This is a genomic window from Streptomyces sp. NPDC043996 (genome assembly GCF_056435225.1).
Window position 1 is genome coordinate 319845 of record NZ_JBWKEY010000003.1, and the last position, 16092, is coordinate 335936.

Annotated in this window: 12 protein-coding genes; 7 read left to right on the forward strand and 5 right to left on the reverse strand. The window is 71.5% G+C overall.

What is annotated here, in order from left to right:
• Nucleotides 1-229: 229 nt before the first annotated feature.
• Nucleotides 230-1414: a PP2C family protein-serine/threonine phosphatase gene (locus AC07A4_RS08825; RefSeq protein ID WP_478594961.1), complete on the reverse strand. Its 1185-nt coding sequence runs from the start codon at nucleotides 1412-1414 to the stop codon at nucleotides 230-232.
• Nucleotides 1415-1578: 164 nt separating this feature from the next.
• Between AC07A4_RS08825 and AC07A4_RS08830 the strand changes: the two genes are divergently transcribed.
• Nucleotides 1579-2814 (forward strand): GNAT family N-acetyltransferase, encoded by a 1236-nt coding sequence (locus AC07A4_RS08830; protein ID WP_478594963.1) that lies wholly within the window; start codon nucleotides 1579-1581, stop codon nucleotides 2812-2814.
• On the opposite strand, the gene AC07A4_RS08835 is transcribed toward AC07A4_RS08830, so the two are convergent.
• Together AC07A4_RS08835 and AC07A4_RS08840 are read right to left on the reverse strand one after the other, a co-directional pair.
• A complete protein-coding gene (locus AC07A4_RS08835; RefSeq protein ID WP_478594965.1) occupies nucleotides 2811-3647 on the reverse strand; it encodes an Fpg/Nei family DNA glycosylase in 837 nt (278 codons plus the stop codon). The genes AC07A4_RS08830 and AC07A4_RS08835 overlap by 4 nt on opposite strands.
• Before the next feature lie 167 nt (nucleotides 3648-3814).
• Entirely contained in the window at nucleotides 3815-4300 is a 486-nt protein-coding gene (locus AC07A4_RS08840) for a ribose-5-phosphate isomerase (protein ID WP_478594968.1), read from the reverse strand.
• Nucleotides 4301-4525: 225 nt separating this feature from the next.
• Between AC07A4_RS08840 and AC07A4_RS08845 the strand changes: the two genes are divergently transcribed.
• The gene (locus tag AC07A4_RS08845) at nucleotides 4526-5977 is read left to right on the forward strand and encodes an amino acid permease (RefSeq protein WP_478594971.1); all 1452 of its coding nucleotides are present in this window, start codon (nucleotides 4526-4528) and stop codon (nucleotides 5975-5977) included.
• Between the two features lie 276 nt (nucleotides 5978-6253).
• The gene (locus AC07A4_RS08850) at nucleotides 6254-7567 is read left to right on the forward strand and encodes an FAD-binding oxidoreductase (protein WP_478595915.1); all 1314 of its coding nucleotides are present in this window, start codon (nucleotides 6254-6256) and stop codon (nucleotides 7565-7567) included.
• Here the strand turns inward: AC07A4_RS08850 and AC07A4_RS08855 are convergent.
• Entirely contained in the window at nucleotides 7551-8144 is a 594-nt protein-coding gene (locus AC07A4_RS08855; RefSeq protein ID WP_478594973.1) for a biotin transporter BioY, read from the reverse strand. The genes AC07A4_RS08850 and AC07A4_RS08855 overlap by 17 nt on opposite strands.
• Nucleotides 8145-8390: 246 nt before the next feature.
• Here AC07A4_RS08855 and AC07A4_RS08860 point away from each other — a divergent pair, with 246 nt between their 5' ends.
• The 3 genes from AC07A4_RS08860 (at nucleotide 8391) to AC07A4_RS08870 (ending at nucleotide 12412) form a co-directional block, all read left to right on the forward strand.
• Nucleotides 8391-9842, forward strand: coding sequence for an amino acid permease (locus AC07A4_RS08860; protein ID WP_478594975.1), 1452 nt, complete (start codon nucleotides 8391-8393; stop codon nucleotides 9840-9842).
• A 286-nt stretch (nucleotides 9843-10128) separates the two neighbouring features.
• Nucleotides 10129-11535 carry an amino acid permease gene (locus AC07A4_RS08865; protein WP_478594977.1) on the forward strand — a complete coding sequence of 469 codons (1407 nt, stop codon included), beginning with the start codon at nucleotides 10129-10131 and terminating at the stop codon, nucleotides 11533-11535.
• 226 nt (nucleotides 11536-11761) lie between these two features.
• Complete coding sequence (locus AC07A4_RS08870) at nucleotides 11762-12412, forward strand: superoxide dismutase (RefSeq protein WP_478594979.1); 651 nt, start codon at nucleotides 11762-11764, stop codon at nucleotides 12410-12412.
• A 151-nt stretch (nucleotides 12413-12563) separates the two neighbouring features.
• Here the strand turns inward: AC07A4_RS08870 and AC07A4_RS08875 are convergent, their stop codons facing one another.
• Entirely contained in the window at nucleotides 12564-13217 is a 654-nt protein-coding gene (locus tag AC07A4_RS08875; protein ID WP_478594981.1) for a mycothiol-dependent nitroreductase Rv2466c family protein, read from the reverse strand.
• A gap of 145 nt (nucleotides 13218-13362) precedes the next feature.
• Here AC07A4_RS08875 and pepN point away from each other — a divergent pair, with 145 nt between their 5' ends.
• The gene (gene pepN / locus AC07A4_RS08880; protein WP_478594982.1) at nucleotides 13363-15936 is read left to right on the forward strand and encodes an aminopeptidase N; all 2574 of its coding nucleotides are present in this window, start codon (nucleotides 13363-13365) and stop codon (nucleotides 15934-15936) included.
• Nucleotides 15937-16092 lie beyond the last annotated feature (156 nt).

Genomic DNA, 16092 nt, shown 5'->3' on the forward strand with positions numbered 1-16092 from the left:
ACCGACCGTACGGAGCGCGGGGGGCCGCGGGACATGAGGTGCACCGGCGAATCGGGGGTGGGGTTTCCCCCACCTGCCCCCGTCAAAGCAACGGCGCTCCGCGCCTCGTCCTCAATCGCCGGACGGGCTAGAACCTGCCGGTTTCAGCCCGTCCGGCGTTTGAGGACGAGCGCGCCAGCGCGACAAGGGGGGCACCCAGAGAGACCTGATCCCCGGCCCGGCCCGAGGGCTACGCGTCGCGGCAGAGGAGGAGGAGCGCCCTGTCGTCGTTGACGTCCTTGGCCACCGCTTCGATGAGATGCCAGGCGGCCCCGTGGAAGCCGCCGGAGACATAGCGGTCGGCCTCGCCGGTGAGGCGGTCGATGCCTTCGGCGATGTCGCGGTCGGCGGCCTCGACGATGCCGTCGGTGAACAGCATGAGGACGTCGCCGGGGCGCAGGGAGCCCTTGACGGGGTCGAACTGGGCGCCGTCGTACACGCCCAGGAGGGGCCCCTCGGCGGCCTTCTCCTCCCAGCGTCCTGTGCCCGCGCTCAGCTGGAGGGCGGGCAGGTGCCCGGCGGAGAGGAGTTCGTAGTCGCCGGTCTCCAGGTCGAGGACGAGGTGGATGGAGGTGGCGAAGCCCTCGTCCCAGTCCTGGCGGAGGAGGTAGCCGTTGGCGGCGGGCAGGAAGGCGTGGGGCGGGAGCGAGCCGAGGAGGCCGCCGAACGCGCCGGACAGGAGCAGGGCCCTCGACCCCGCGTCCATGCCCTTGCCGGACACGTCCGTGAGGACGACCTCCAGGGTGCGGCCGCCGTTCGTGCGGGCGGCGACGACGAAGTCGCCGGAGAAGGACTGGCCGCCCGCCGGGCGCAGCGCCATCTCGCGGTGCCAGCCGCGTGGCAGCTTCGGGAGCTTGCTCTGTACGCGGATGCGCTCGCGCAGGTCGAAGAGCATCGTGCCGCCGCCCCGCCAGGGCACCCCGACCCGGCTGCGGAACTGGGCGATGAGCAGGCCGAAGAAGCCGCAGGCCGCGACGGTGAGGACGGTGCCCGGCGTGACCCGGGCGGGGCCCTCGGTGTAGGGGCCGAGCCGCGCGGACTCCACGATGAGGGCGGTCGCCGAGGCCGCGTACAGGCCGAGCAGGCTGGAGGGCCGCAGGAGCAGCCCGCCCGCGACGATCGGCAGGACGAGCGCGGCCGGGGAGAACCACACGGGGTTGACGATCGTGCACACCGTGATCAGCGGCACGGTGAGGAGCAGGGCGGCGAGCGCCACCCAGTCGGAACCGTCGCCCCGGAAGTAGTCGACACCGGATTTGCGCAGCCCTATGCGGGCCCGGTGCAGCTGCTTCTTCATCCGGGCCGGGAACGTCTCGGCTGCGGCGCGCCGCTCGCGCGGTGCGCGCCGCTCGCGCCTGTCTCGTCGTACCGCCATTGCTCGTGGACCCTATCCACCGGGCCAGGCGCTTCGCACGGGAGGTACCTCTTGTCCCCCTTCAGGGGCACCTCGCCCGTATCTCCGCTCCCAGCGTCCACACGCGCGTTCCGGTACGCGGAAAACGATTCGCCGCGCCCCAGGAGCCCTGGTAGGCATGGCATATGACAGCAGACTTGCGGGAGTTGGACCAGAGCGACGGGGAGCGCTGGTACGGAACGCTTGACGTGGCCTTCGGCGGGGTCGCCGAGGCCCCCGAGGAGCGTGCGCTGTGGCTCTCGCTCCTTGAGTACGACCGCTCCCTTGGCCTGTGGGACGGCGAGGCCTGCGTGGGTACGACGAGCGCCTTCAGCTTCCGGCTCTCCGTGCCGGGCGGGGCCGTGGTGGACGCGGCGGGCGTGACGATGGTGAGCGTGGCGGCCACGCACCGGCGCCGCGGCCTGCTCACCTCGATGATGCGGCGGCAACTCGACGACCTGCGCGAACGCGGCGAGGCCCTCGCGGTCCTGACAGCGTCCGAGCCGGCGATCTACGGCCGGTTCGGGTACGGCGCGGCGACGCGGCAGCTCAAGGCGGAGATCGACACGACCCGGGTGCGCGTCGAGGTGCCCGAGGGCGCGGACGCCGTGCGGCTGCGGTACGCGGACCCCGCCGAGGCCCTTCCGGCCTGCGAGGAGGTGTACGCGCGCGTGGTGCCGGGACGGCCGGGGATGCTCGCCCGGCAGCCGGGCTGGGAGCGGCTCGCCGTGCTCGACCCCGAGCCCGACCGGCACGGCGCGTCGCCGCTGCAGTGCGTCCTCGCGGAGCGCGCGGGCGAGACCGTCGGGTACGCGCTCTTCGCGGTCAAGCCCGAGTGGGACTGGCAGGGCCACAACGGCGAGGTGCGGGTGCGGGCCGTGGAGGCCCTGGACCCGGCCGCGTACGCCGCGCTGTGGCGGTTCCTGTTCGACGTGGACCTGACCTCGAAGGTCACCGTGCACAGCCGCCCGGTGGACGACCCGCTGCTCCAGCTCGTCTCGGACGTGCGGCGCTGTTCCGTCAGCGTGCGGGACTCCCTGTACGTACGCCTGGTGGAGGTGGGTCAGGCCCTGGAGGCACGCGCGTACCAGACGCCGGTGGACGTGGTCCTGGACGTCGAGGACGCCTTCTGTCCCTGGAACGAGGGGCGCTGGCGGCTGACGGGCGACCCGAAGGGCGCGTCCTGCAAGCGCGCCGACGACGAGGCGCCCGCCGACCTCGCCCTGTCCGTGCGCGAGCTGGGCGCGGCCTATCTGGGCGGCGTCACGCTCGCGGAGCTGGCGCGGGCGGGCCGGGTGCGGGAGCTGCGCCCGGGCGCGCTCGCGGAGGCGAGCCTGGCGTTCGGAGCACCGGTCGCGCCCTGGCTGCCCCACGGGTTCTAGCCGGGGGCGCTCCCCCGCTGGCACTCGGGACACCAGAAGAGATTGCGGGCGGCGAGATCGGCGGTGCGGATCTCGCCGCCACAGATGTGGCAGGCCATGCGGGCCCTGCGGTACACGTAGACCTCGCCGCCGTGGTCGTCCACGCGCGGCGGGCGGCCCATCGCCTCCGGAGTGTGCTCCGGGCGCACGGTGTCGATGCGGTTGTGCCGCACGCCCTCGCGCATCAGCTCCACCAGATCGGCCCAGATCGCGGTCCACTGGCCGCGCGTGAGGTCCTTGCCGGGCGTGTACGGGTCGATTCCGTGGCGGAAGAGGACCTCCGCGCGGTAGACGTTGCCGACGCCCGCGATGACCTTCTGGTCCAGGAGCAGGGCCGCGATCGTCGTACGGCTGCGGGAGACGCGGCGCCAGGCGCGCTCCGGGTCGTTCGTCCCGCCCTCCTGGACCGGGCGCAGCGGGTCCGGGCCCAGGCGCTCGTGTATCGCCTGCTTCTCGCCGTCCGTGATCAGCGCGCAGGTCGTCGGGCCGCGCAGATCGCAGTAGTGCCCGGTGCTCGCGAGGCGCAGGCGGACCGTGTCCGTCGGGGGCGGGGCGGGCGTCTCACCCCAGGTGTACTTGCCGAACAGGCCCAGGTGGATGTGCACCCAGCCGGTCTCGGCGAAGCCGAGGAAGAGGTGCTTGCCGTGTGCTTCCGCGGTGGCCAGGGGCTGGCCGGTGACGAGGGCGGCGCTGTCGGAGAACTTGCCCTGGGGGCTGGTGGCGCGCACGGGGTGCCCCTTGAACCGGGCCCGGTGGTCGGCGGCCAGCCGGTGGATGGTGTGCCCCTCCGGCACGGTGGTCCTCCTCGATTACGGGGCGCAATCGGCGCTTCGCGCCTCGTCCTCAAACGCCGGACGGGCTGGAACCACCGGCAGGTTCTAGCCCCTCCGGCGTTTGAGGAGCGGGGTCTGGGGCGGAGCCCCAGTTCGGGAAGGGGCGGGTCTGGGGCGCCCCGCGAGGGTCAGGGCTGCGGGTGGTGGGCCGGGATCGGCGGCAGCTCGCCCGTGGCTTCGTAGCGCGCGAGCATCTCGATGCGCCGGGTGTGCCGCTCCTCGCCGGAGTACGGCGTCGCCAGGAAGATCTCGACGAACTTCGTGGCCTCCTCCGTGGAGTGCATCCGCCCCCCGATGGAGATCACGTTCGCGTCGTTGTGCTCGCGCCCGAGCGCCGCCGTCTGCTCGCTCCAGGCGAGAGCCGCCCGCACGCCCTTCACCTTGTTCGCGGCGATCTGCTCGCCGTTGCCGGAGCCGCCGATGACGATGCCGAGGGCGTCGGGGTCCGCGGCCGTCTTCTCCGCGGCGCGGAGGCAGAAGGGCGGGTAGTCGTCCTGGGCGTCGTAGATGTGGGGCCCGCAGTCGACGGGCTCGTGGCCGTGGGCCGTGAGCCATTCGACGAGGTGGTTCTTGAGTTCGTAACCGGCATGATCGGAGCCGAGGTACACGCGCATGGGTCCGAGTGTGGCATGTGCGGGACGGGGCGAGGGCCGGGGGTCCCGCCGCACCCGCCGCGGCCGCCGATTGGTTCAGGCCAATGCCGTGGCCGGTCATCGTACGTAATCGCTCGTTCACTGAGGATTTCGTCGAATGCAACGATCCGGAGACGGGCCTTTCGTCCGGTACGCCCCTGCGCTTTTAATGCGGGGGCTCGTGCCCGTGAACCAAAGGATCTGCTTATGACGTCGCAACCGTCCCTTGCGAAGGAAGACAGCACCCGCGAAGGACCCGGCAATTCACAGCCAGGCGGCGGCAACGGTGACGGCGACGGCCTGAAGGCCGGTCTCAAGAACCGCCATCTGTCGATGATCGCGATCGGCGGTGTCATCGGTGCGGGTCTGTTCGTCGGGTCCTCCGCGGGCATCAAGGCCGCGGGCCCCGCGATCCTCGTGTCGTACGCCCTCGTGGGCGCCATGGTCGTGTTCGTGATGCGCATGCTGGGCGAGATGGCCGTGGCGCGACCGGCCTCCGGGTCCTTCTCGGCCTACGCCGACCAGGCGCTCGGGCGCTGGGCCGGATTCACCATCGGCTGGCTGTACTGGTTCTTCTGGGTCGTGGTGCTCGCCGTCGAGGCGACCGCGGGCGCCGACATCCTGAACGGGTGGATGCCGGGGGTCCCGCAGTGGGGCTGGGCGCTCATCGTGATGGTGGTGCTCACCGCCACCAACCTCGTCTCGGTCGGCTCCTACGGCGAGTTCGAGTTCTGGTTCGCGGGCATCAAGGTCGTGGCGATCGGCGGGTTCGTCGTCGTGGGCCTGCTCGCCGTGTTCGGCCTCCTGCCTGGCTCGGACAACCCGGGCTCCGGCTTCGCGCACCTCACCGACGCGGGCGGGTTCATGCCCAACGGCGCGGGCGCGATCCTCACCGGTGTCCTGATGGTCGTCTTCTCCTTCATGGGCTCGGAGATCGTCACGCTCGCCGCCGGTGAGTCGGAGGACCCGCAGCGCGCGGTCACCAAGGCCACCAACAGCGTCATCTGGCGCATCGGCGTCTTCTACCTCGGCTCGATCTTCGTCGTCGTCACGCTGCTTCCGTGGAACGACAAGTCGATCGTCAAGGACGGCTCCTACGTCGCCGCGCTGAACTCCATCGGCATCCCGAACGCGGGCACCGTCATGGACGTGATCATCCTGACGGCGGTCCTCTCCTGCCTCAACTCCGGTCTGTACACCGCCTCGCGCATGGCCTTCTCGCTCGGCGAGCGCGGCGACGCCCCGAAGGCGTTCACCCGCACCACCACCAGCGGCGTGCCGCGCATCGCGATCCTCAGCTCGGTCGTCTTCGGCTTCGTCGCCGTGTGGTTCAACTACCTCTCGCCCGACAAGGTCTTCGAGTTCCTCCTGAACTCGTCCGGCGCGGTCGCCCTGTTCGTGTGGCTCGTCATCTGCTTCACGCAGCTGAAGATGCGCGGCATCATCCTGCGCGAGCAGCCGGAGAAGCTCGTCGTGAAGATGTGGCTGTTCCCGTATCTGACCTGGGTCACCATCGGCATGATCTCGTTCGTGATCGTCTACATGCTGTACGACGACGCCGGGCGCAAGCAGATGGTGCTCTCGCTGCTCGTCGGCGGCCTGGTCCTCGGCATCGCCCTGGTGCGCGAGCGGCTGCGGCCGCGCGTCACCGAGAGCTGACCTCCGGCCCCCTCGCCGCCGGTCGGTTCCCACGGAACTCCGCCCACCCGCCCTTCCGGGGCCGGTGGGCGGGGTCGTTTGCGGGGGTGTTCGTCGGCCGGAAAAACTTGACGGCGGTTGTCAGGTTATGGAGGCACAGTGGGCTCCGTCAGCAAGATCAGCGGTTACGCGCACGACGGAGGCACCCCCGTGACACTCAGCGAACTCGGCGAACTCAGCCACCTCACCGCTCAGCGACGCGCCTTCCGGCCCGGTGACGAGGGCTACGACGAGGAGCTGGCCGGGTTCCAGACGGGCTTCGCCCAGCGGCCGGACCTCGTGGTCGCCGCGGCCGGCGCCGACGACGTCGTGGCCGCCGTGCGGTACGCCGCCGCGGCGGGCCTGCCCGTCGGCGTCCAGGCCACCGGGCACGGGCTGCCGGACGCGGCCGCGGGCGGCGTGCTGATCTCCACCCGCCGCATGGACTCCGTGGAGATCGACGCGCGGGCCCGCACCGCTCGGATCGGGGCCGGAGTCCGCTGGGGCCAGGTCGTGGCGGCCGCCGCGGCGCACGGGCTCGCCCCGCTGAACGGCTCGGCGCCGGGCGTGGGCGCCGTCTCGTACACCCTCGGCGGCGGACTCGGCATCCTGGCGCGCGAGTTCGGCTACACGGCCGACCACGTGCGCGCGGTGGACGTGGTGACCGCGGACGGCGAGCCGCGGCACGTGAGCGCCGACAGCGACCCCGAGCTGTTCTGGGGGCTGCTCGGCGGCGGCGCGACCCTCGGCGCGGTGACCGCCCTGGAGGTCGGCCTGGTGCCGGTGACGCGGCTGTACGGCGGCGCCCTGGCCTTCGACGGCCGCGCGGTCGACCCGGCGGCGGTCCTCGACGCGTACGCCTCCTGGACCGCGACCGTGCCCGACGCGCTGACCTCGTCGGTGGCCGCCCTCGTCTACCCGGACGTCCCCCAGCTCCCGCCGCACCTGCGGGGCCGCTATCTGATCACGGTGCGCGTCGCCTACACCGGCTCGGCGGCGGAGGGCGAGCGCTTGGTGGCGCCGCTGCGGGCGATCGGGCCCGCCATGTCGGACTCGCTGCGCGAGCTGCCGTACACCGAGAGCCACACCATCCACAGCGACCCGGACTTCCCGCACGCCTACTACGGCGAGAACCGGATGCTGAGCGGCCTCGACACCGGCGCCGTCGCGCGGATCCTGGACCTCACCGGGCCCGCCGCGGACCACATGCACGTCGTGCAGCTCAACCACCTGGGCGGGGCGCTCACCCGTCCCGTGGGCGGCGCGGACAACGCCGTGCCCCACCGCGAGGCGGGCTGGCTGCTGCGGCTCCTTTCGCCGCTGGAGGGCACGGACCGCGCGCGTCTGCGGGCGTTCTACGGGGACGCGTTCGGCGCCGTGGCCGGGCAGACCGTCGGCCGGTCCCTGAACTTCACGTTCGCGAGCGGCGACCGCCCCGAGGGCCTGTACGACGCACAAACGCGAAAGAGGCTCGCCGGGCTGAAGGCCACGTACGACCCGGCGAACCTCTTCAGGCGGAGCTACGCCGTCGGTGACGGCGGCGGTGTCAGCGGAGTCAGCGCTTCTCGTTGAGGAACTTCCACGCCAGGGGAAGCGCGCCCATCGCGAGGGCCGCCTTGAGGGCGTCCCCGATGAGGAACGGCGTCAGGCCCGCCGCGACGGCCGCGCTCAGCGACATGCCGGTGGAGGCGGCCAGGTAGGGCACGCCGACGGCGTAGATGATCGCGGAGCCGAGCACCATCGTCCCGGCCGTGCGCGCCACGCTGCGGTCGGCGCCGCGCCGGGCCAGGGAGCCCACCACCGCGGCGGCGAGCATCATGCCGAGGACATAGCCGAGCGAAGGCATCGAGAAGCCGGACTTGGCCTCGGCGAACCACGGCACGCCCGCCATGCCCACGAGGGCGTACAGCGCGAGCGAGAGGAAGCCGCGGCGGGCGCCGAGCGCGGTGCCGACGAGCAGCGCGGCGAAGGTCTGCCCGGTCACCGGCACCGGGGAGCCCGGCACGGGCACGGCGATCTGGGCGGCGATCCCGGTGAGCGCGGCGCCGCCGAGCACGAGGGTGGCGTCGCGCAGCCGCGAGGCCGGGATCAGGTCGGCGAGGACCTGGCCGGGGCGGCCGGAGGAAGGGGCGACGGCAGCGGTGGTCATGGGACTCCGTCCGGTGGGTGCGGCGGTGGGACCCTGCGACGCTATCCCAGGCGGGGCGGGCGCATCAGGAGAGCTTGAGCACAAAGGCCCCCGGCACCGCTTGGTGGGCTCCACACAAAAGCCCGTGCCACTCACCGCCGCGGGGTGATGCTCGTCACTGAGGTCGGCCCGCTTTTGCGCGCGGGACCCTCGCCCGGAGAGACTGTGGACACCCGCTAAATCTTCAGAGCCCGAGAGTACGCCGCCATGCAGCACCATCCGCCGCCCGCCACCGCGGCCCCCGGCGACGGCGGCCGCTCCGCGCGCCCCGCGGACCCTGCTGACCCGCTGCGCCAGGAGGCCGAGCCGCTCGGCGGCGGCCTCAAGCAGCGGCATCTGACCATGCTCGGCCTCGGCGGGGTCATCGGCGCGGGCCTGTTCGTCGGCTCGGGCGCCGGGATCGCGGTGGCCGGGCCCGGCATCGTCCTGTCGTATCTGATCGCGGGCGCGCTCGCGATGTGCGTGATGCGGATGCTCGGCGAGATGTCCGCGGCGATGCCCGCGTCCGGTTCGTTCTCGGTGCACGCCGAGCGGGCGCTCGGCCGGTGGGCCGGGTTCTCCGTCGGCTGGCTGTACTGGTTCCTGCTGGTCGTGGTGCTCGCCGTGGAGGCGACGGGCGCGGCGCGGATCGCGCACGCTTGGGCGCCGGGCGTCCCGCAGTGGGGCTGGGTCCTCCTGTTCATGGTGTTCTTCACCGGCGCCAACCTCACGGCCGTGAAGAACTTCGGCGAGTTCGAGTTCTGGTTCGCCGCCCTGAAGGTCTTCGCGATCGTGGCGTTCCTGGTCCTCGGGCTGCTCGCGGTCTTCGGGGTGCTCCCCGACACCGACCCGGTGGGCCTGACCAACCTCACCGGCCAGGGCGGCTTCCTGCCGCACGGCTGGGACGGGGTCGTCTCCGGTGTGGTCGTGGTCCTCTTCGCCTTCGGCGGCCTGGAGATCGTGACGATCGCGGCCGCCGAGTCCGACGACCCGGTGCGGTCCGTGGCCCGCGCGGTGCGCAGCGCCGTGTTCCGCATCCTCTTCTTCTACGTCGGCTCGATGCTGGTCATCGTGACGGTGCTGCCGTGGACGGCGCAGCGGGCGGGCGTCAGCCCCTATGTGACGGTCCTCGACTCGGTCGGGGTCCCTTCGGCCGGGACGCTCATGAACATCGTGGTGTTCGTGGCGCTCCTGTCGTCCCTGAACGCCAATCTGTACGGCGCCTCGCGCATGGTCTTCTCGCTCGCCGAGCGCGGCGAGGCCCCCAGGGCGCTGCTCGCGGTGACGCGCGGCGGGGTGCCGCGGCGGGCGGTGCTGGCCTCCGTGGCCTTCGGCTTCGTCTCGGTGCTGCTCAATCTGAAGTGGCCCGAGTCCGTCTTCCTCTATCTGCTCAACTCCGTCGGCGCGGCGCTGCTCTTCGTGTGGGCGCTGATCGCGCTTTCGCAGCTGCGGCTCAGGCGGCGCATCGAGCGCGAGGCGCCGGAGCGGCTGACCCTGCGGATGTGGTGCTTCCCATGGCTGACGTGGGCGGCGCTCGCGGCGATGGGCGTGGCGGTCGCGCTGATGCTGCGGGACGACGCGGCGCGCCCGCAGCTGCTGTGGTCCTCGGGCGCCACGGCGGCGGTGATCGCGGTGGCGTGGCTGCGGGAGTGGCGGCTGCGGCGCCCGCGGCGCACGTAGCGTGCGGCACCGGGCTCTTCACAACGTACGTAACTCCGCTACGAACAACGCATGACGCGGACGGGACGCCACGGCCGCCGAAGCACCGGCAGATGACGTGAATGTGATCGCCATGTGAAGAAGTCTTCACCTTGTGTGAGCGTCGTGTCCGTATACCGGTCAACTGTTCCCTGTGAGCGGTGCCAGTGCTCAGACTGTGGGCCACTTCCCCCGGTGGTTCCCCCTGTGGTTCCCGCGTGGTCCCCACGCCCCCTCGTCACACCCCCGCTACCGAACAGGGACGCCCATGTCTCAGACGTCCGTGAAAGACGCCCCACCCCAGACCGACGCGCCCCTCGGGCACGGTCTCAAGCAGCGTCATCTGTCGATGATCGCCCTCGGCGGCGTGATCGGCGCCGGGCTCTTCGTGGGCTCCGGGAAGGCCATCGCCGCGGCGGGTCCCTCGATCATCCTCGCCTACACGCTCTCCGGCGCCCTGGTCATGCTCGTCATGCGCATGCTGGGCGAGATGGCCGCGGCCAACCCCGCGTCCGGCTCCTTCTCCGTGCACGCCGAGCGGGCGATGGGCCCCTGGGCGGGCTTCACGGCGGGCTGGTCCTTCTGGTTCCTGCTGTGCGTGGCCGTCGGCCTGGAGGGAATCGGCGCCGCCCAGATCGTGCACGGCTGGGTGCCCGGCGTGCCCGAGTGGGCCTGGGTCGCCCTGTTCATGCTGATGTTCTGCGGCACGAACCTCGCGGCGGTGAAGAACTTCGGCGAGTTCGAGTTCTGGTTCGCCGCCCTGAAGATCACCGCGATCGTCCTCTTCCTCGTCATCTGCGTGCTCGCGATCCTGGGCGTGCTCCCGGACACCGACGCGCCCGGCACCGCCAACCTCACCGGGCACGGCGGCTTCATGCCCAACGGCGTGGACGGCCTCATCGTGGGCCTGCTCGCCTCGGTCTTCGCGTACGGCGGCCTGGAGACCGTCACCATCGCGGCGGCCGAGTCCGAGCACCCCGTCCAGGGCGTGGCCAAGGCCGTGCGCACGGCGATGTGGCGGATCGCGGTCTTCTACATCGGCTCCATGGCCGTCGTGGTCACGCTCCTTCCCTGGACCTCCGAGGAGGTCGCCACCAAGGGCCCCTACGTCGCCACGCTCGACCACCTCGGCATCGACGGCGCGGGCCAGATCATGAACGTCGTCATCCTCGTCGCCCTGCTCTCCGCCATGAACGCCAACATCTACGGCGCGTCCCGCATGGCCAACTCCCTGGTCCAGCGCGGCCAGGGCCCCAAGGCGCTCGGCCGGCTGTGGAGCGGGGTGCCGCGGATCGCGGTCCTGACCTCGTCGGTCTTCGGCTTCCTGTGCGTGTTGCTCAGCTACTGGCGGCCCGACGACATCTTCCAGTGGCTGCTCAACACCATCGGCGCGATCATCCTCGTCGTCTGGTTCTTCATCGCCACCGCCCAGCTGCGGCTGCGCAAGAAGCTGGAGCGCGAGGCCCCCGAGACGCTGGTCGTGAAGATGTGGTTCTACCCCTGGCTGACGTACGTCGCCCTGGCGGGCATGGCCACGGTGTTCGTCCTGATGGCCCGCGAGGAGGAGACCCGTACGCAGCTGTACTACACGGGCGGCCTGACGGTGCTCCTCATGGTGATCGGCTACGTCCGGCAGCGGACGCTGGAAAGCCGCGAGCCCGCACCCCGCGCCTGACCTGCGCACCCTGACGGCCGAAGGCCCGGTCCACCCTCCGTGGACCGGGCCTTCGGCCGTCCCGCGCACCCGCCATCGGACCCGCGCCCTAGGACGAAGGGCTGATCAACTTCCCGACGGTGCTGCTGCTAGCCTGCACTTGCACATAGGTCGCAATAAGAGGTGCGCCGCGGCGCCGCGCAACACGGCGCGGCAGGCACGCAGAGCACTGTCGGAGGGCTCACGCATGGCCATTTACACGCTTCCGGAACTTCCGTACGACTACGCGGCGCTCGAGCCGGTGATCAACCCGCAGATCATCGAGCTCCACCACGACAAGCACCACGCCGCGTACGTGAAGGGTGCGAACGACACCCTGGAGCAGCTGCAGGAGGCGCGCGACAAGGAGACGTGGGGCGCCATCAACGGCCTGGAGAAGAACCTGGCCTTCCACCTCTCCGGCCACATCCTGCACAGCATCTACTGGCACAACATGAACAGCCCGAAGGACGGCGGCGGCGGCGAGCCGCTGGCCGCGGACGGCGTGGGCGAGCTCGCCGACGCGATCACCGAGTCCTTCGGCTCCTTCGCCAAGTTCAAGGCCCAGCTGACCAAGGCCTCGGCGACCACGCAGGGTTCGGGCTGGGGCGTCCTCGCCTTCGAGCCGCTCAGCGGCCGCCTGATCGTCGAGCAGGTCTACGACCACCAGGGCAACGTCGGCCAGGGCTCCACGCCGATCCTGGTCTTCGACGCCTGGGAGCACGCCTTCTACCTGCAGTACAAGAACCAGAAGGTGGACTTCATCGAGGCCATGTGGCAGGTCGTCAACTGGCAGGACGTGGCCAAGCGCTACGAGGCCGCCAAGCAGCGCGTGAACAGCCTGCTGCTGGCTCCCTGACACCGCCGCACCCCGGAACGTCCTGCCTCGTGATCGTCTTCTCAACCTTCGCGTCGGCAGGCGGATAGCGGAAAGGCCCCCGCGAGGACGTGACTCGCGGGGGCCTTTTCGCGCGCTTCGCCCGGCCCTCAGCCGAAGCCGTCCGTCGACATCAGTCGAAAATGGGACCCTGCGTGCGCGTGCGCTTGATCTCGTAGAAGCCCGGCGTCGACGCCACGAGCAGCGTGCCGTCCCAGAGGCGGGCCGCGGCCTCGCCCTTGGGGGCGGGCGTGACGACCGGGCCGAAGAAGGCGACCTGCTCGCCGTCCGCGCCGGGCACGGCGATGACGGGCGTGCCGACCTCCTGGCCCACCTTCTCGATGCCCTCGTGGTGGGAGGCGCGCAGCTCGGCCTCGTACGGCGTGGAGTCCCAGTGGTCAAGGAGGGAGTCCGGCAGGCCGACCTCCTTCAGGGCACCCGCGACGGCCTCCTTGGTGGGGCCCTCGCCCTGGTTGTGGAAGCGGGTGCCGAGCGCGGTGTACAGGTCGCCGAGCACCTCGGCGCCGTGCTCCTGCTGGGCGGCGATGACGACCCGGACCGGGCCCCAGGCCTGGGTCTCCATGAACTCGCGGTATTCGTCGGGCAGCTCGTCGAGCTTGTCCTCGTTCAGGACGGCGAGGCTCATCAGGTGCCAGCGGACCTCGATGTCGCGGACCTTCTCCACCTCGAGGACCCAGCGCGAGGTCATCCAGGCCCACGGGCACAGCGGGTCGAACCAGAAGTCGACGGGGGTCTTCGCACCGGACTCGGCAGGGGTCTTGGACATGTCTCTCCCTAGGGAATGTGTTCGGAGCCTGGCCAGGGCAACGCCGGGGGTGCGGCAGGGCATTCCCGGATGTCCGCCGACCGGGCCACGTGCGAGGATCAGAGGCATTCGAACGAGTCATGCGAGCCACGAGGGAGTGCCGCCCGTGCCCGGTGAGAATCTGTCCCGCGACGAGGCCCAGGAGCGGGCCGCGCTGTTGTCCGTCGAGGGGTACGAGGTCTTCCTCGACCTGCGCTCGGCGGTCGGCGCCAGCGACGGCGAGGAGCCGCGCACATTCCGCTCCGTCACCACGATCCGCTTCCGCTGCGCCGAGCCGGGCGCGGCGAGCTTCGCCGACCTGATCGCACCGAGCGTGACGGCCGTGTCGCTGAACGGCAAGGACCTGGACCCGTCCGAGGTCTTCGACGGCTCCCGGATCGCGCTGGAGGACCTGCGCGAGGAGAACGAGCTCGTGGTGGACGCCCAGTGCGCCTACAGCCGCACCGGCGAGGGCATGCACCGCTTCGTCGACCCGGAGGACGGCGAGGTCTATCTGTACACGCAGTACGAGCCCGCGGACTCCCGCCGCGTCTTCGCGAACTTCGAGCAGCCCGACCTGAAGGCCCCCTTCCGCTTCTCCGCGCAGGCCCCCGAGGGCTGGACGGTGTGGAGCAACGGCGCCGGGGAGCAGGCCGACGGCGTCTGGCAGTTCGCCGAGACCAAGCCCATCTCGACGTACATCACGGCGATCGTCGCGGGCCCGTACCACTACGTGACCGATTCCTACGAGCGCGTCCTCGAGGACGGCACCCGCCTGGAGATCCCCCTCGGCGCCCTGTGCCGCAAGGGCCTGGCCAAGCACTTCGACGCGGACGACGTCTTCCTCGTCACCAAGCAGGGCCTGGACTTCTTCCACGACCACTTCGACTACCCGTACCCCTTCGGGAAGTACGACCAGGCCTTCGTGCCGGAGTACAACCTGGGCGCGATGGAGAACCCGGGCTGTGTGACCTTCCGCGAGGAGTTCATCTTCCGCGGCAAGGTGACCCAGGCGTCCTACGAGCGCCGGGCCAACGTCATCCTGCACGAGATGGCGCACATGTGGTTCGGCGACCTGGTCACCATGCGCTGGTGGGACGACCTGTGGCTCAAGGAGTCCTTCGCCGACTTCATGGGCTCCTTCTCCATGGTCGAGGCGACCCGCTTCACCAACGGCTGGATCACCTTCGCCAACAACCGCAAGGCGTGGGCCTACCGCGCCGACCAGCTGCCCTCCACCCACCCGGTCACGGCCGACATCCGCGACCTGGAGGACGCCAAGCTGAACTTCGACGGGATCACGTACGCCAAGGGCGCGTCGGTGCTCAAGCAGCTCGTGGCCTACGCCGGGCGGGACGCGTTCCTGGAGGGCGCCCGCCGCTACTTCAAGCGGCACGCGTACGGGAACACCGTCCTCGGGGACCTGCTCACGGTCCTGGAGGAGACCAGCGGCCGTGACATGACGGCCTGGTCGCGGGCCTGGCTGGAGACCGCGGGCGTCAACTCCCTCACCCCGCGGGTCACCCTGAACGCGGAGGGCCGCATCACGGAGCTCGCCGTGCTCCAGGAGGCGGCCGAGAGCCACCCGACCCTGCGCCCGCACCGCGTGGCCGTCGGCCTGTACCACCGCTCGGACGCGGGCGACCTGGTGCGGTACGCCCGCGCCGAGGTCGACGTCGAGGGCCCGCACACCACGGTCGCGGAGCTCGTCGGCGCCGAGGCGCCCGCGCTCGTCCTGGTCAACGACGACGACCTGACGTACTGCAAGATCCGCTTCGACGAGACCTCGCTCGCGACCCTGCGCGAGCACCTCGGCGAGCTCACCGACCCCCTCGCCCGGGCCCTGTGCTGGTCGGCGCTGTGGAGCCTCACGCGCGACGCCCTCATGCCCGCGCGGGACTTCGTGGACCTGGTGCTGCGCTTCGCCGGGCGCGAGACCGACATCGGCGTCCTGCAGATGCTGCACGCCTGGACGAACACCGCCCTGACGCACTACGCCGCGCCCGCCTGGCGCGAGGAGGGCGGCCGGCTGCTCGCCGAGGGCGCGCTCAGGGAACTGCGGATCGCCGAGCCCGGCAGCCAGCACCAGCTCACCTGGGCGCGGTTCTTCGCCGCCGTCGCCTCCTCGGAGGCCGACCTCCAGCTCCTCCAGGGCCTCCTGGAGGGCACCGCCAAGATCGACGGCCTGGAGGTGGACCAGGAGCTGCGCTGGGCGTTCCAGCACCCGCTCGCCGTGCGCGGCCTGGCCGACGAGCAGGAGCTCACGGCGGAGCTCGCCCGGGACGACACGGCGTCCGGCAAGCGCCACCAGGTCCGCTGCCTCGCCGCGCGCCCCTCGGCGGCGGTGAAGGACCAGGCGTGGGCCTCCGTCGTGGAGTCGGACGCGCTGTCCAACGCGCTGGTGGAGGCGACGATCGCGGGCTTCGCCCAGCCCTCCCAGCGGGAGCTCACCGCCGCGTACGCGCCGAAGTACTTCGAGGCGATCGAGCGCGTGTGGGCCGAGCGTTCCATCCAGATCGGCATGGATGTCGTACGGGGTCTGTTCCCGCACCTCCAGGACAGCCCCGCCACGCTGGCCGCGGCCGACACCTGGCTGTCCACCCACGCCTCGGCCCCACCGGCCCTGCGCCGCCTGGTCCTGGAGTCCCGGGACGACCTGGCCCGCGCCCTACGCGCCCAGGACTGCGACGCGGCCGCGTAGGCGCCACTCGGGCCGCGCCCCGAAGGGGCGCGGGGAACTGCGCGACCAGCCACAACGAACCCGCGGACTCCAGACGGCATGACGCGGCAGATCCAGCGGAGCACCGAGCGCCCCCGGGCCGAGGCCGACAACCGACCCCGGCCCGGGGGCTGCCCG